Origin of the sequence: Methylobacterium sp. J-001 (assembly GCF_022829565.1) — a bacterium.
Classification (GTDB): Bacteria; Pseudomonadota; Alphaproteobacteria; order Rhizobiales; family Beijerinckiaceae; genus Methylobacterium.
Genome location: NZ_JAKSYN010000084.1, coordinates 1 through 15,405, shown reverse-complemented (window position 1 = coordinate 15,405; position 15,405 = coordinate 1). Strand labels below are relative to the sequence as shown.

General features: G+C 64.9%; 12 protein-coding genes. 6 read left to right on the top strand and 6 right to left on the bottom strand.

The features are described 5' to 3' along the window. Nucleotides 1-2: 2 nt before the first annotated feature. Nucleotides 3-866: an amidohydrolase family protein gene (locus MKK65_RS09205; RefSeq protein ID WP_243957195.1), complete on the top strand. Its 864-nt coding sequence runs from the start codon at nt 3-5 to the stop codon at nt 864-866. Between the two features lie 198 nt (nt 867-1,064). Here MKK65_RS09205 and MKK65_RS09200 read toward each other — a convergent pair whose 3' ends face one another. Beyond that, nucleotides 1,065-1,757 (bottom strand): GntR family transcriptional regulator, encoded by a 693-nt coding sequence (locus MKK65_RS09200; RefSeq protein WP_243957193.1) that lies wholly within the window; start codon nt 1,755-1,757, stop codon nt 1,065-1,067. Nucleotides 1,758-2,035: 278 nt separating this feature from the next. Between MKK65_RS09200 and MKK65_RS09195 the strand changes: the two genes are divergently transcribed. The 4 genes from MKK65_RS09195 to MKK65_RS09180 all read left to right on the top strand — a co-directional run bounded on the left by MKK65_RS09195 (nt 2,036) and on the right by MKK65_RS09180 (nt 7,171). Further along, nucleotides 2,036-3,331 (top strand): MFS transporter, encoded by a 1,296-nt coding sequence (locus MKK65_RS09195; protein WP_279596617.1) that lies wholly within the window; start codon nt 2,036-2,038, stop codon nt 3,329-3,331. Nucleotides 3,332-3,338: 7 nt separating this feature from the next. Next, a complete protein-coding gene (locus MKK65_RS09190) occupies nt 3,339-4,394 on the top strand; it encodes a lactonase family protein (protein ID WP_243957191.1) in 1,056 nt (351 codons plus the stop codon). Nucleotides 4,395-4,428: 34 nt separating this feature from the next. After that, nucleotides 4,429-5,589, top strand: a complete 1,161-nt coding sequence (locus tag MKK65_RS09185; protein WP_243957189.1) for an Ldh family oxidoreductase — start codon at nt 4,429-4,431, stop codon at nt 5,587-5,589. Nucleotides 5,590-6,493: 904 nt separating this feature from the next. Continuing rightward, entirely contained in the window at nt 6,494-7,171 is a 678-nt protein-coding gene (locus tag MKK65_RS09180; protein WP_243957187.1) for a recombinase family protein, read from the top strand. A gap of 195 nt (nt 7,172-7,366) precedes the next feature. On the opposite strand, the gene MKK65_RS09175 is transcribed toward MKK65_RS09180, so the two are convergent. The 4 genes from MKK65_RS09175 to MKK65_RS09160 all read right to left on the bottom strand — a co-directional run bounded on the left by MKK65_RS09175 (nt 7,367) and on the right by MKK65_RS09160 (nt 13,138). Next, nucleotides 7,367-7,981 (bottom strand): HGGxSTG domain-containing protein, encoded by a 615-nt coding sequence (locus MKK65_RS09175; RefSeq protein WP_279596616.1) that lies wholly within the window; start codon nt 7,979-7,981, stop codon nt 7,367-7,369. Nucleotides 7,982-8,291: 310 nt separating this feature from the next. Continuing rightward, nucleotides 8,292-11,075, bottom strand: a complete 2,784-nt coding sequence (locus MKK65_RS09170) for an AAA family ATPase (RefSeq protein WP_243957183.1) — start codon at nt 11,073-11,075, stop codon at nt 8,292-8,294. Nucleotides 11,076-11,483: 408 nt separating this feature from the next. Beyond that, complete coding sequence (locus tag MKK65_RS09165; protein WP_243957181.1) at nt 11,484-11,831, bottom strand: hypothetical protein; 348 nt, start codon at nt 11,829-11,831, stop codon at nt 11,484-11,486. Then, on the bottom strand, nt 11,828-13,138 hold the full coding sequence (locus MKK65_RS09160; RefSeq protein ID WP_243957179.1) for a tyrosine-type recombinase/integrase: 1,311 nt from the start codon (nt 13,136-13,138) through the stop codon (nt 11,828-11,830). The genes MKK65_RS09165 and MKK65_RS09160 overlap by 4 nt, the downstream gene beginning before the upstream one ends. 348 nt (nt 13,139-13,486) lie before the next feature. Between MKK65_RS09160 and MKK65_RS09155 the strand changes: the two genes are divergently transcribed. Beyond that, entirely contained in the window at nt 13,487-14,341 is an 855-nt protein-coding gene (locus MKK65_RS09155; protein WP_243957177.1) for a hypothetical protein, read from the top strand. Between the two features lie 270 nt (nt 14,342-14,611). On the opposite strand, the gene MKK65_RS09150 is transcribed toward MKK65_RS09155, so the two are convergent. Continuing rightward, nucleotides 14,612-14,821, bottom strand: coding sequence for a hypothetical protein (locus MKK65_RS09150; protein WP_243957175.1), 210 nt, complete (start codon nt 14,819-14,821; stop codon nt 14,612-14,614). Between the last annotated feature and the right edge of the window lie 584 nt (nt 14,822-15,405).

Here is a 15,405-nt window from a genome sequence, read left to right as displayed (position 1 = left end):
CCATGACGGACGATACCTGCCTCGCCCCCGATCCGGACGTGCGTCCCCCGACCTTCCGGATGCCGCCTGGCGCGACCGACACGCATTTCCACGTCTTCGGTCCGAACCGCCTCGAGCGACTCGTGCCGCAGCGTGACTACACGCCGCCGGAAGCCGCGGCTGCGAGCGCGCGCCGGCTGTTTGACGCACTCGGCATCGAGCGGATCGTCGTTGTCCAGGCGAGCGTCTTCGGCCTCGACAACCGTGACCAGCTCGAGGAGGGCGCCGCAATCGGGCTACCGATGCGCGCGGTCGTGGTGGTCGGTCCGGACGCCTCCGAGGCGGAGATGCGTGCCTTGCACGAGCGAGGCGCGCGCGGCATTCGCTTCATCATGGCCCATCCGGGCGGTCTCGAACCGTCCGGGATCGAGCGGGCCGCGGCCCGGGCCTCCGAGATGGGCTGGCACCTCCAGTTTCTGCTGAAGCCCGCGCACCTCGTGAAGCTGGAGCCGCGCCTGCGGCGGCTCTCTTGTCCGGTGGTGATCGATCACATGGGGTTTCTCGCGCCTGAGCAGGGGCTCGAGCAGCCGGGGTTCCAGGCCCTGCGGCGCCTCATCGAAGCTGGGACGGGGTGGGTCAAGCTGTCGGGCGCCTATCGCCTGTCTCAGGGAGGCCCGCACTATCCGGAGCTTCGCCCCTATGTGGAGGCCCTCCTCGCGTTCAGACCCGATCGTCTCCTGTGGGGGAGCGACTGGCCGCATGTTGGGTTGAGAAGCGGGATGCCCAACACGAGCGACCTCTTAGAACTGTTTGGTTCCTGTGTTTCCGACGAGGCTGACCGTCGGCGCATTCTCGTCGACAACCCGGATGCGCTCTTCGGCTTTTGAGCGCCTTGACAGGGCGGCATCGTCGGTCGCGATGGATTGGTCCACCGCACCATCGTCCTCCGGGGTGAGGAACGGTCTTCCTTCCCCGTCCCCCGGGACGGAAAGGCCGGAGTGGGGTCGACCGTCGCCTTACGGAGCTTCAGGCGCGCGGATCGGGCAGGGACGCGAACTCCATCCTCTCCGGGGATCGCCCCGAACTCAGGCGCCTACCCAATGGGTCAGCACGTTTCGCTGCGCGGCCTGGATGTGCTGACGGGCGCTGGCCTCCGCACGTTGACTGTCGCCGTCCGCGATGGCCGCCACCAACGCGGTGTGCTCCTGCTCGGCTTCGACCACGCGGTTCGCGTTGCGCCGCCGCGTGTTGCCGACGAGCGCCAACAGGGCCGCCATGGAGCTGAGATGCTCGGCGAGGTACCGGTTCCGGGCACAGGTGTGGATCGTCAGATGAAGATCGCGGTTGTGCCGTGCGCCGGCCACGGGATCGGCCGCAGAAGCGCGCTCCTGTTCTAGGATATGCCGCATCCGCGCGATGTCGACCGGCGTCGCGTACCGCGCGGCCAATGAGGCCGCGGCGCCCTCGGCCCATTCGCGCGCCGTGTACAGCTCCGAGACCTGCTGCTGATCCAGTGCCGCGATCCGGATGCCGCGATGCGACTGCATGCTCAGCAGTCCCTCCGCCTCCAGGCGCTGCAGGGCATCCCGGAGCGGCGTGCGGCTCATCTTAAGCCACGTGGTCAGATCTGCCTCGCGCACGAGCGAACCCGGCGCCAGCTGACCGTCCTGAATCGCCGTGAAGATCGCGTCGTAGGCGCGGCGGCTCAGCGGCCGGTCACCACCTGGACTTCCGGGCAGCCAGGATTTTTCAGCCTCCGACCGCAGTTGCCCCTCCATCACACTCCCGCTTCCCGCCTCGAACCCTAACGTCGCCTCGCGCTGGACTCAACCGTATACAATTGTATATGAATTAACGGGCACTGGTTGGATTCGCGTGCAACGGCCCGTGAAGCCTTCCGAGTGTGGTCCTGCCATTTCGGGATTTGCGGGCCTCCATTCCTGGCCGTTCGACCCGGTACGCAAAACGAGAGCGACACACAGAAGGTCGCCGCCCTGCACGATCCGGCCCGTAACGCGCGGGCCTGGAGTAAGTGAAACATCACTCGGGAGTAGACATGCCGTTCAGGCGAGGTTGGATCGCGCTGCTCCTGTTCGCGCTCGCAATGATCAATTATATTGATCGCGTAACGTTATCTTTTGCTGCAGGGCCGATCGCGAAGGAATACGGGCTGGATCCGGTTTCTTTGGGGTATCTATTTTCGTCGTTCCTGTGGACATACGCGCTGTTTCTGATCCCGATGGGCCTGCTGGTCGACCGGTTCGGTGCCAAGCGCATCGCGGGTTTCGGGCTCACGCTCTGGTCGCTGGCGACGGCGGCGACCGGCCTATCGACCGGCTTCGCCTCGCTTCTCGCGACACGTCTCGCGATGGGGGCGGGTGAGGCGACGAGCAATCCCGCGGGCGCTCGCGTCATTCGCGAATGGATGCCGGCCGGCGAGCGTGGGGCCATGAACGCGGCCTTCAACAGCGGGTCCTACGCGGGGCCTGCCCTGTGCGCGCTCGTGGCTGGTCCCATCATCGAACACTTCGGCTGGCGCGCGCTCTTCTTCGCCGCCGGGGCGATCGGGCTGCTTTGGCTGATCTGCTGGCTCAGCTTCTTCTCCCGCCCGGAGGACGCGCGCTGGCTGAGCGAGCCTGAGCGGGCCAAGATCCTGGCCGAGCGGACCGGCAACACGGCGGCCGCGGGCAACCGCACGGGCCTGATCGGTATGCTGTCATCCGGGCCGACGCTGTGGGGGCTGGCCCTGACGATGGGCTGCAACGTCTACTCGCAGTACCTCTTCCTGACATGGCTGCCGAGCTATCTGCAGGTCACCAAGGGGCTCACGATCGCCAAGACCGGTCTCTACGCCGCGATCCCGTACACGGTGGCCGTGGTGCTCTGCATCGTGATCGGATTTCTCAGCGATCGTATGATGCGGGGCGAGGTCGGTGGCGGTCGGCGCCGGTACGTCATCGCGTCCACGATGATGCTCGCGGCCACCGTCCTATTCGCGCCCTTCGTCGACGCCCTGTGGCTGATCCTGGCGCTGATCGCGGTATCCCTGACCGGCATCGCCTCGACGACGTCGCTGACGTTCTCCCTGGTCAACGACCTGCTGCCGAACCCACGCGATATCGGCGTCGCCATGGCCTTCGTCGTGGTCGGCGGCAACGTCTTCGGGCTGATGGCGCCGATCGTGACCGGGTACGTCATCCAAGCGACGGGCAGCTACGACGGCGCCTTCTACGTCGCCGGTGCCCTCCTCATCTGCGGCGCGGCCTCGGTCCTGACGCTCACCCGCACGCCGATCGGCGCGCGGCGATCCGAAGCCGAGTCCGAGGTCGCTCCCCTATCGCAGCGGATCTGAGGCCATCATGTTCGCTTTCGTCGGATCACGCACGACGGTCGAGCGCAAGGCGCGCGGCGAGGGTCTGTCGGTCTACGCGGTCCTGCCCAGCGGCACCTGGGAGCTGCGCCATGTGCTGCGTGGTCTGACCAACCCGTCCTATCTCGCCCTGAGCCGAGCGGCGGATCGGCTCTACACCGTGCACGGCGACGGAGAGAGCGTCAGCGCCTTCGCGGTCGCGCGGGACGGTGCCGTTTCGCTCCTCGGCACACGAGCGACCGAGGGGCTAAACCCCGTCCACCTCCTGATCCACGAACACGCGCGCTCGCTCCTCGTCGCGAATTATGCCACCGGGAGCCTCGCGCGCCTGCCGATCCGCGCGGACGGCACGCTCGGCTGCGTGGACCAGCGCCTCGAACTGCCGGGTCAGACGGGCCCGCATCGAACCCAGCAGACGGGGTCTCATCCCCACCAGGTCGTGCTGGACCCGACCGGCGACCGGGTCATCGTGCCGGACAAAGGCTTGGACCGAGTGTTCGTCGTCGCCGTCGGACGCGATGACGGCCGCCTCGCACTCACTCCGGACGGACCGCCACCCGGCCGCGAGGGCGCCGGGCCGCGCCATGCCATCTTCGATCGTTCCGGCACCATCCTCTTCGTGGCGAACGAGCTCGACTCGACGGTCACCCGCTTCGCCTATGAGGCGGGCAGTGGCCGGCTCTTGCCGCTCGAGGTCGTCTCCACGCTGCCGCCCAGCTGCCTCAAGACCAGCCACGCCGCCGGCATTGCGCTGACCCCGTGCGGGCGCTGGCTCTACGTGTCGAACCGTGGCGACGACAGCATCGCGGTCATCGCGGTAGACGCCGCGGGCCTGAAACCGACGGTCTGGATCCCGACCGGAGGCGCGAAGCCGCGTTTCATCACGCTGGACCCCACCGGGCAGACGCTGCTGGTCGCGAACGAGGACAGCGATACGATCGTATCCTTCGCCGTGGATCAGGTCACCGGCGCTCTCGCCCGAACCGGGCAGGCGGTCGAGACCGGATCGCCCGTCTGCGTCGTGTTCGGCAGCCCGGCGGCATGATGGATCAGCGCTCCGCGCCAGAGCCGTTCGCTGCATGTCGGCGCAGGGCCGCGCGCCGCCACGGCCTGCCGAACCCGGCGATGGCTGGTGGCCTTTCTCCTCACAGATCGAATCCCCGTCCGATCTCGGATCCGCGCCCATGACCGACGAGCGAATTTCCCCAGACCGGCTGCGCGCCTTCGCGACGGCCGCCTACGCGACCACCGGTATGCCGGAGGATCGGGCAACGCTGTGCGCCGACACGCTCGTGCAGGCCGATCTCTGGGGGCACCAGTCGCACGGCGTCATGCGGTTGCCCTGGTACATGGCACGGTTGCGGGCCGGCGTCTGCGATCCGCTCGCCGAACCCGAACTCGTGGTCGACGGCGGTGCGATCGCGGTCCTCGACGGCCGCGAGGCCATGGGACAGATCTCGGCCGCCCGCGCGGCGCAGGAAGCGGTCGATCGAGCAAAGCGGCACGGCATCGGCGCCGTGGCGGTCCGCAACTCGAACCACTTCGGCACCGCGATGTACTTCACGCTGATGGCGGCGCGCGCGGACTGCGTCGGTTTTCTCTCGACGAACGCCAGCCCCGCCATGGCGCCCTGGGGCGGGCGGCGGAAGGTCGTCGGCAACAATCCGTGGTCCTGGGCCGCACCCGCCGGCACCCACGCGCCTCTGGTGCTCGACATCGCTAACACAGGCGTGGCCCGCGGCAAGATCTACCTCGCGCGCCAGAGGGGGCAAACGATCCCGGAAGGCTGGGCGATCAACGCTGAGGGCGCGCCGACCATCAATCCGCAGGAGGCGATCGACGGCATCATCCTGCCCATGGCGCAGCACAAGGGCTATGCCATCTCGGTCGCGATGGACATGCTCTCGGGGGTTCTCACCGGCAGCGCCTTCGGACCCGGGGTGCACGGGCCGTATCAGGCCCGGGAACGCAGCGGCGCCGGTCACCTGATGATCGCCCTCGATATCGCGGCGTTCCAGTCGATCGAGAACTTCGGCGCGCGCATGGAAGAGATGATCGCGGGCCTGAAGGCCGTCCCGCTGGCACAGGGATACGACGAGGTCTTCTATCCCGGCGAGATCGAGGCTCGGAACGACGCCGATCATCGGCGCGCCGGGTTGCAACTGCCCGACGACACGCTGGACGACTTGCGAACACTCGCGGGCGAGATCGGGCTCGCGGACCGGCTTCCGTTCTCCTGAGCGGTGCGGCGTCCGGGGCTGGTCCGGGAGCGCTCAGGCCCCCGTGGAGCGTCGCGACGTTTCGGGATCGGGCAAAGTCTGCTGGCGCGGCGAGACGGCCGCGGATCCTGTCCCGGTCAGCCCGCAGAGCGGCGCGGGGAGCCTCCTTTGCCGCACGCCGCTCGGCCCGCACACGCCGAGCCCGTTGCGGTGGGCGGTGTTCGATCGCGGCAAGGCCTGTTTAGTCCAGCCGTCTTCGACGCGCTTTGCTCCAAATCAGGCCGGCTGCTGTAGATGAGGACTGTCCCAGCTGGCGCAAGCGGCTTTGCAGGCCTCTCAGCGTCCGCTTCGGGGCCAATGCCCTCATCGGTTGAATGACCGAGATGGGCGCAAAGCTGAATGTCGGCTTCCCGGAGGCGACTCAATGGCAGCTCACCACTCGATCCGGATCGCGGTCGGCGACGACTCAGAAATCCGCTTGTAGTCGCTGAGAAGCGCCCCCCTCCCTTTACGCGCAACGAAAGTCCATTTCTCAGATCGGAATGTCGACCGCAGACGAGCCCTTTTCGGCCATGTAAAGTTCATCGATCTGAATGCGGACATTTTGTCCGGTTCGTTTTCTCAAGCTCAATTTTGTGGATGCGACAAGCCAGCGTCACGGATTTGACAGCAAGGCATACCCCAGGGGTGCTATCGGCCGCACCGGGCGAACTCGATCAGAATGCTCCGAAGAATTAACGGACGCGAGCAGTAACGCTTAATCGAGTCGGGCTTCTTCGCGATCGTGACGTTCACGAAGCCGAACACCGAAGACGTGGGAGCACCCTCGTCATTATCCTTTTTGTTAGCCTGCTAATGCAGGTTGACAGCGATCAAATTCGTCATCTTAGTTTATCGCAGGCTAACGGGTTAACAGAGGCCGAGCGTGGCGATTTACACCTACTCCCGCGTCTCAACGGGTCGCCAAGCCGAAGAGGGCGAAAGCCTCGGCGCGCAGCAACGGCGTGCTGAAGGTTACGCGCTGATGCAGGGCTTCACGATCGACGCTCATTTCGTCGAGCGGGGCGTATCGGGCTCGGTGCCGATCGGCGGTCGCCCGGAAGGTGGCCGGTTGCTTACGATGCTTCGGCGCGGCGACATGGTCATCACACCTAAGCTCGACCGCATGTTCCGCTCGGCGCTCGACGCCCTCAACACGATGGGCGAGCTGCGCGACCGCGGCGTCAGTCTGCACATGATCGACCTCGGAGGTGACGTCACTAGCAACGGTATCGCCAAGCTCGTGTTCACGATCCTGGCGGCTGTTGCAGAGGCCGAGCGCGACCGCACCCGTGAGCGGATCGCTGACGTAAAGCACGACCAGCGCAAGCGCGGGCGCTACCTTGGCGGCACGGTCCCCTTCGGCTTCGCGCTACGGAACGACGGATCGCTCGCCGAGGTCGAGGGCGAGCAGGAGGCGGTGTGCGAAATGGCTAAGCTACAGGCTGCCGGCAAGTCGCTGCGCGTCATCGCGGCCGCGATGGGCAAGCGAGGATTCCAAATGAGCCACAATCGCGTACGGGACATTCTGTCCGGTACAGAAGCGGCAGAGGTCAAACGCTAACCGGTGTGGTTGGCTTGCTCGCTAACTTAGCCTTGCTCGCCATATCGGCTGTCGAATTACGCTGAGGCACCGAGCGGAATTACAGGGGCGTAGGGCGGCGAGACGATCCGGCGCGTGAGCGGAAGCCAAGCCACCGCCTCACAATCCTCACGGGCTTCCTAACGCGCTTTTTCTCATACAACTGAGACGAAGGGCTTAATCGAACAGGTTACTGGCCAGCGCCTCACCCTCGGCTTCTGCTGCGATCTCAGCGTCTAGGTGTGCGATATGGGCGTGAAGCTTCGCCCGGAGTGCGTTCAGCTCGAGCTGATCCGGCGTGGGCGCGGTGGGAGACTCGTTCATGATCGCTTCCAGCCATTGACGTGCCTCGCGCGCGTAGCGACCGTGCGACCGATCACGTGTGCTGCCCGACTTGTGTGTCCGCCGCCACGCCTCCAGCCGAGCCAACTCGTCCGCTGTCATGGCCGCGATTGCGGCACGACGCTGCCGGCGTTTGCGGACCTTGTACGCGTCGCTGCGCGGCTTGCCCGTGGGCAGGCCATTCGGAAAGCCCGGCGTATGCCAACCGGCCGGTCCATCGCCGCGCGGCGTGGCGCCGCCATGCAGCTTGCAGCGCGTGCGGCCCTTCGCCGGCATTTGCCTACATGGCTCGCCAGTTGACTTCGCCTTCGCGCCACAGATCGGGTGCAGATGGCGCTGACTGTTGAACCGCCGCAGCGCCGCGTCGGCGATCGCCCGGAACTCGGCTGAGTATGACCAGGCGGTTGCCTTCCTTGACCTGGCGCTCGTGGGAGGCGACCGTCGTTTCATGGTACGTCCTCATGACCTATAGGCGTCACGTGGACGCCTCACCTCGACCGGACATCCTGTCCGTCGTTTCGTTTGTCCAATCACCAGGGCCTGAAGGGGTGGGGACGTCGTCAGCGTCCCACCCTCCCCTTTAGGGGCGGCAACCCTGACAGCCGCTATGTCATTGTTTTCATTAATCTTTTACCGGTGTTGTCGGAGCTGTCGGAATTGACAACCCTTACAACCCCGCGCGTTGAGGCGAAAAGCCTAATGAATTCAACGTTGTCAGTGTGGTCGGCTCGGTGTTTCTGACCACGCTGACAAGGCTGGTTCACGGGCGCTCCCCGACCGCGTCCGACGCCGGTTCGATCACCACCACGAACGGGTCATTGTGCTTCGGTCCATCTTTCTCGATCCGCACCCGGACGTTTTGTCCGCCCTGGTCCACAAGCTGACCGGAGCCGCCGAGATGGGTGCGCAGGAATGCCTGCACGGTGTTGCGCCCATCGCCACGGATCAACTTGTGTTCCTTTAGCCGCACGGTGACGTCTGACAGGATGTGCGCCAACGGGCTTCTTCCGACGCCGCCGAGCACCTCTAGCAGGGCCAGCGCCGCGCCATCACTCGCCACGATCTTCCGCTGCTCGCGCGTCGCCTCGCGCGGGGGCATCGACCCGACCCGTACCGGCCGCAGCACCGGCGCTTGATCCCCCTCCGCCTGCAAGACAGCGTGCGGGGACATCTCGAATACGTCCCGCGGATCGTCCAGAAGGCCCCTGCCGTTGCCGACCAGCACGCTCTCGCGTCGGAAGATGATCGGGCCGCTGGGTTTGCGGCCGTGGCTGAGTTTGGCGTAGGTCATCGCGATATGGTCCTGCGCCGGCACGCCGTAGAGCTTTGCCTGGTCGGCGGTCAGGTTGTTCAGCGTGACCATGGCGCGGGCCTTGGCGGCGATAGCGGACGATCCGCGCCCCGCGTTCATGCTGCCGGCCTCGGCACCTCCGCTCTTCGAGGTGTGATGGATGACGTTGATGCACACGCCCGTCGCCGCGGCGATGCGCACCAGGATCGTCATGACGGCGTCCATGTCGGAGGCGCCGTTCTCGTCCATGCCTTCGGCCAGACCGGCCAAGGGACCGAGTGCCACGTAGACTGCGCCGATCTCGACGATACGCCGCATCAGCAGCACTACGCCATCGGCCGGAACGAGAGCTTTGGTATCTGGGCACCGCCGCGCGATCCGCAGGAACTCGTCGCCGACCCCGGACCACAGCGCAATCCCGTGGCGCATCTCGGCCAGGCCATAGGCGCGCTGGCCGGCCACGAGCCGACGCCTCATCTCATCGAGGGGGTCCTCGGCGTCGTACACGATCACCGGGCCGGGCCGATGCAGCCGCTCGGGCGAGACGAGGTCCTCCCCGCGCAGGATACGTTCCTCGCCACTGGCGATCACCAGGGCATCGAACAGCGCCAGGGTCGATTTGGAGGTGCCGGGCTCGGCGACGGTGAGCAGCAGATCCCCACACGGGCAACGCGGGTAGATCACGTGCCGGCGCGTCGGGATGCCCCGCGCATCGATGATCCCGGTAATCAGCTCGAAGCCGCGGATGCCGGTGGGCGCGGGCAGCGTCGCGTCGATCGATGGGGGCGTGGGAGCTTCCTCCGGCGGCAGGTAAGCCCGCGCGAGCGCCTCCTCAGCGGCGAGGCTGCTTTCCAGCACATCGTCGTTCGCCGTGTCCGTGATCTCCCAGGCGAACCGCCATCGATCAAAGCCCTTTGGATCGAGCGCACGTTTGGCATTGATGCGCGGCGCATTGTCGGCGATCTGAGACCGCGTCCATTCCTCGGGGGCTACCTCCGGAAGTGGGTCGCCAGCATCGTCGTATGGGACGAGCGAATAGGCGCTCCGAGCGTGCTCGATCCGTAGAGCCGTCCAATCGAGACCCACGGCCGCAGCCAGGCACGAGATCTGGGTCTCGCGGGTGGCACCAGATGGTGCGACCGGCCCATCCAGGTATCGGCACAACCAAGCGATCGCCTCGGCCGTGGTCGGTCGGCGCACGTCCGGATCCCCCTCCCCGATCACTGCATAAGGGTGATCGCCTGAGGGCCCGTACTCGGGCGAACCGCCAAAAGCGATCTCGTCATCTCCCTCGACGGATCCGAACTCGCGGATAAGCGAGATCGGATCGTGCCCGCGCTCCGTCCCGAAGTCGTAGATCCCGTCCGGGTAGATGCACAGGTCCTCCTGGAGGAGGTCCTCGCGGCGGAGTTCGCTGCTGGTAATCCGCCAAGGACCCGTCGTTGGATCGGGTCTCCAGTTGAATAGGTTTGGCACCCACGCCCCGCGGCGCCCGACCACGGCACGCATCACGGCGCCATAGGGATCGAGCGGCTTACCGGCCTGACGTGCCGTGCTTGATTGCCCGCCTTGTGGAGCCCGTCCGCCGGCGTCCCGAACGAGTGCCACTACGCGGCCAAGCAGGTCGTCGAGGGCCTCTTGAGTGAGGGAGGGTATGTCGGCGAGCGTTCGATTGGCGAGGCCCGGCGCCTCAAGGCCGTATAGCTTTCCGCTGGGATGGCGCCCAGCGATGACGAGGTGCTGTCCGACCCCCAGCAGCTCGACAGCGTGTGACCCGCGGTCGTCCGGAAGCGTGAACGTGAGGCGCTTCTTGCGGACAGGGGCATCGGTGCGGAACAGTATCGCCACGCGCGGTGAACCTTCCCGGGTGCGCACCAGCGCGCCAGGTCCGATCTGCTCTCGCGCAAGCTCGGCGATCTGCGCGGCCAGCTCCGGATCATCGACGTCGATGTCCAGGGCGGGCAGAACCTCTGTGCGGATGCACAACCCCGTACCAGGCCAAGTCCGCCACCGACCGATATCCTCGGGTGTGGTGACATGTTCGGTCCAACGCTTGAACCCGAACCACGAGTTGTCGCCGAGGCAGCCAGGTATCTTTCCACGGCCCTGTGCCAGATGCTCCGATACGTCGGCAGTCGGCGGGATCACCGGCAGGATCGCCTCAGTGAGCCCGGCTGACACGAAGTCATCGACGATACTGTCGAATGGCGATCGTGCTTCTGATGAGATCGCGGTTGGGGCGATGGAGATCACGGACGTCATCATCGCAGCGCGGCACGGGCTGCCTCAGATCGCTTAGCTCGCGCCGCAGCGCCGCGGGTTCCCGGCCGCCAGGGTTCAGCGTTCTCGACAAGCGTGAGGACACCCGCGGTCTCGACGACGACCCGACCGGCGAGGCGTCGAAGCGTGAGCCGGCCATCAGAAGCGAGGCGGTAGATCGTGCTCCGCGACAGCCCAGTCACCTCGGCCGCCACGTCCATCCGTAGATGGGGGCGCTTCTGCCAAGGGATAGCATCTGGACGCTCACGATGCTTAGCGGTTGGACGTGACATGCTACAGCCTGCCCTTGTCTGATCTGTCTGACGACAAAAAGACACGGCTTCGCATGGGCGTCACGGCGGGGCTAAAATGATTCCCTATCTGGCTGTGCGATAAGCATAATCAGTCGAAAGTCCATCTGCTATCTTTTCGGCGCTCTTTCCGCTTGCGTGCCTCGCTTCGGTCTCGCCGCAGCCGCCGCTTCACAGTCTCCTCCTTGATCTCGTTCCCTGTTCCCTCTGCCGCTAGTTGCTTCGCGAAGCCGGCTTTGTTGAAGCCGACCTCCATCTGAATGAAGCGCAAGATCATTGGCTTCAGCGCCACAGGCGGGCGCCCACGTCTCTCGGGTTTTCGAACTGTGGGATCGCCAGAGCGGCTCGTTTCCGGATCGTAGGACCGGCTTCCAGGCGGCCGGCCGCGGAGCTTGCCGGCCTTCGTCCACTTCTTCTTGGCGCGCTGCCGCTCCGTCACGCCGCGGCTCCATCGACAGGGTTCAGCGTAGCGACTGCGCTCGGCGCCAGCGGAGTGACGGCTCGACGGGCGATCTCCTCCGTCGCCTCAACGATGTATGCGGAGTAGTGGTCCTCGATCATCTGCACGCTGGTGTCGTGCAACGCCGCGACGAGTCTCACCGGCACGCCGGCGCTCAGTGCTCGTACGATCGAGCTATGTCGCAGGCACAGCATGACTGTCCCAGGAGGCGCCTCTGCGCGGGTTCGAGCCCTGTCCCATAGGCGCAGCGCTGCTGAGGCTGTGGCCCAAGGCCCCCTATCAACCCGCTCCCAGGTAACGGGCCCGACCTGTCGATGCCGCCAATGGAGCAAGAGCGGCTCGTGACTGCGTCGGCCGGCAAGGGCGACCTGGAGCCGCTCGATCACGTCGGCTCCGACCGGCACGGCAATTGGCGTCGGGCGCTTACCGGCGCGGCCCTTGTTCGAGGGTGGCACCATGATCCGACCACGCGCGACCTGCACGTCGCCCACGGTGATCCTGGCGACCTGAGAGTGGCGAGCCCCGGTGGCTGCCATGACCAGAACGAGCCGCCCGAAATCGCCGGTTTCGTCGACAGCAAAGGCCGCGTCGACAAGGCGGCGGATCTCAGCATCGGGCAGGACCTGCTTGCGCGCGCTCGACCCTGCCGAGTTCGCCTTCGTACCGGCACGGATCTCGGCGGCAAGCGTAGCTGGAAGCACGCGACGATGGTGTTCTGCGGCTGCGTTGAGCGCAGCGCGCAGGTCGTTCAGCAGCCGGTTGACGGTCGTGGGTTGCAACTCACTCGATAGACGCTGTCGCCAAGTCCGGATGGTGCTTGCGTTGAGCTTCGCCAACTGCGTCTCGGCGAAAGCTTGATCGGAGAGGACGTGCTTTCCGAGGCGCTTCTCGGCGTCCTTCCCCGCTGTGGGGGCACGCTCTGAGCGAGTGGCGACATAGGCCCCGACGGCCGTGCGCACGGTCGGGACCTCGGCATCGGCCCCCTCCCCTTCACCGTCGAGACGACGTACCTGAGCGCGCGCCCAGTCGATGGCTGCCGTCACGGCAGCTGGGTACGAGAGCGCATCCGGATCCGAGCCAGGATCGTCAGCTTGGGCAAGGCGTTGCTCGACGCGGTTCCCATCAATCACCAGCTTGACGATCCAGGTACCCGGTCCTCGCGCTGGCTTGCGGTAGCCCAGGCTGACGCCGCCTCGGCCTCCCGAAACACCCTGCCAGCGTGGGTTCTTGGCCGACAGAAGCCGGACCCGCTTAGCGACGCTATCGAAGCTGCTAGGCTTTGCCATCGATCGGTCTCACAGATCGTCTCACACAGACGGTGAGACCAACTATGATAGTGGGAGACGAAAAAAGCGAGTTCTCAGAGGGGAATAGGGTGTGTGCCTCTGTTCTCTTTGTCTCGTGGCGGCCCTTTCACGGCGAAAACACGGGTTCGATTCCTGTAGGGCGCGCCAACAAAATCAAGCACTTAGCTCAAGACGTTGCACTGGGTGTCCAGTTTGTGTCCCGTCGAGCGGGCCGGACAACCCTGGACGACGCTGGCTTTGGTCGGCCATCAGCACGTCGCCAATTCATACCGATGCAGTGTCGCGCTCACCCGAAGCGTGACCATTTGCTCGGGATGGATGCAGGCCATGCTCAACGATACGGTTCCAGCCTTTCGGTTTAACCGACCTCGTCCCCCCTCCCCTTCGACCGAGCCGCCGCGTCGAAAAGAGCCGGCGAAAGCGACTAACGGGTTGATGGCCTCAAAGCCTGCAAGCAAGCCGGCCGCGTCACTTCGAACCAACGCTGAGGCCGGCAGCCGCGACGCCGTGGCCGCCGACGCCGAACGCTTCCTGCACCAAGCCAAGGGTAATGGGTCTCAGCCGCTTGGCAGCGCGGACTGGTTACAGCGAGCCGGTCTCAACATCCGCAAGGCATCCGACGCCCAGCACCTCGAAGCCATCGCCCTGGCCTACGCTACCTATATCCGCATCAGCACGAGCCCGCTGCATGTCGCGATTATGGCCGAGCTTGAGACCCTGAGTGGGCGCAAACGCTCGCGGACCACTCACGACCTGCACCTCATCGTCGAGCGATTCGTCTCTTACGGCGGTGAAACTACGGCCGAGCGGCTGGCGGCGCGCAAGCTGATTAGCCGGGACGTCCGAGCGATTCAGCACCTCGAATCTGCCAAGGTATTGCCGAGCCGGGTCCAGGCACTGGCGGCGACAACTGGTCAGGGGCTGCACGCCTGGGCGCGTCAGCGGGCGGTGGCGAAGCGAGTGTCCTCATCACCACCGAATGCCATCGCGGAAGCTCGTCAAGCAAAGACTGACGCGCGGCAGCGTGCGCTGATCCACGAGGTCACGATCACGACACGGCGGCCGGACGGATCTCGGAAGGCTCAACGGCGCTATGCGATTACCGGCCTGTTGGGGGTTGAGATCGCGGGGCTTAGACGGCGCTTGAAGGGCCTGGAAGCCGGATCTGCGCGCAGAGCTTAGCTAGGATGACTGAGCCGATGGTTGAGCGGCATCCGATCGATCAACTGCCGCTATGTGCCATGAGCAGACATCAGCTCAACGCCCGGTAGCGGACATTCAGTATTAGTTGACCGTCCGTCCGGTGTCGACCCCAAGCAGGCCCTCGGAACGTCCGCTTCGAGGCTGTTGAGGTGGAGATCGATGACCGGGTTGGGTGGTTTTCTGCCGGTCCACTTTCGAGCGGCAATGGCGTGATGCGGACGTTGCCACCACGCCTGGTCTGACCAGCGCTTATCTGAACGCGCTGGCTACCGCCTTCACGTAGTCGATGCAGCGGCGTCGGGCGATATGACCTTCTACCTTCTCGAAGGCTTCCACAAGTTCGCCAATCTCCACACGATGCTTACGCTGCTCATCTGTGGCGTCCAGCGCGTAAAAACTTTCTATCGGGATGTTAAGGCTCATTGCGAGGATCTGAAGCAGGGCCGACTGGTCTTCCATGCTCCTGAAAAACTATAATCATCCGAGCCCTGTCTATACTAAATGAAGAATTGCTTAATCAAATTATTGTGCGCGATAACTTGGAAACATATCTTATAATCTTGGATTTTTTGCTTTATAACAGGGGGTTAATTGTTCATATTATTTACTTAATATGGCTATCGGCAAAAGCATATCGCTATATCTGGCGCCGAAGTTGGCTTACGGTCTTTACATAACTTATGCAATTTCGTCGACGAGCGACATCGTCAATGCTTTTGAAGCACTCCAGTAGCTCGGCACATTCAGATAAAGCTTTGACATGATCATCGGTGGGATCATTCGTAACCTCGGGGCCGCTGAGGGAGGCGCCCAATGCTACCGTTATCCGTGCCATGATCTGTGCCAGATCCATCTTTGCCCTTTCAAACTAGATTGTGCACAACCGATCTAGGTCGCTGGGATGGTCAGCCCCCATTGAAGTGGTCCGCCCTTTGGTATGGCTTTTGAGCCTGGAGGACGGACGAGATGGCAAAGCACCCGAAGCCCGAGGAGATCGTCGCGAAGCTACGTCAGGCGGACGTTCTGATTTCACAGGGCCAGAG

Coding starts and splice junctions, on each gene's coding strand:
- MKK65_RS09205 (WP_243957195.1), top strand. CDS start 3: ATGACGGACGATACCTGCCTCGCCCCCGATCCGGACGTGCGTCCCCCG.
- MKK65_RS09200 (WP_243957193.1), bottom strand. CDS start 1,757: ATGGAGGGGCAACTGCGGTCGGAGGCTGAAAAATCCTGGCTGCCCGGA.
- MKK65_RS09195 (WP_279596617.1), top strand. CDS start 2,036: ATGCCGTTCAGGCGAGGTTGGATCGCGCTGCTCCTGTTCGCGCTCGCA.
- MKK65_RS09190 (WP_243957191.1), top strand. CDS start 3,339: ATGTTCGCTTTCGTCGGATCACGCACGACGGTCGAGCGCAAGGCGCGC.
- MKK65_RS09185 (WP_243957189.1), top strand. CDS start 4,429: ATGTCGGCGCAGGGCCGCGCGCCGCCACGGCCTGCCGAACCCGGCGAT.
- MKK65_RS09175 (WP_279596616.1), bottom strand. CDS start 7,981: ATGAAACGACGGTCGCCTCCCACGAGCGCCAGGTCAAGGAAGGCAACC.
- MKK65_RS09160 (WP_243957179.1), bottom strand. CDS start 13,138: ATGGCAAAGCCTAGCAGCTTCGATAGCGTCGCTAAGCGGGTCCGGCTT.
- MKK65_RS09155 (WP_243957177.1), top strand. CDS start 13,487: ATGCTCAACGATACGGTTCCAGCCTTTCGGTTTAACCGACCTCGTCCC.
- MKK65_RS09150 (WP_243957175.1), bottom strand. CDS start 14,821: ATGGAAGACCAGTCGGCCCTGCTTCAGATCCTCGCAATGAGCCTTAAC.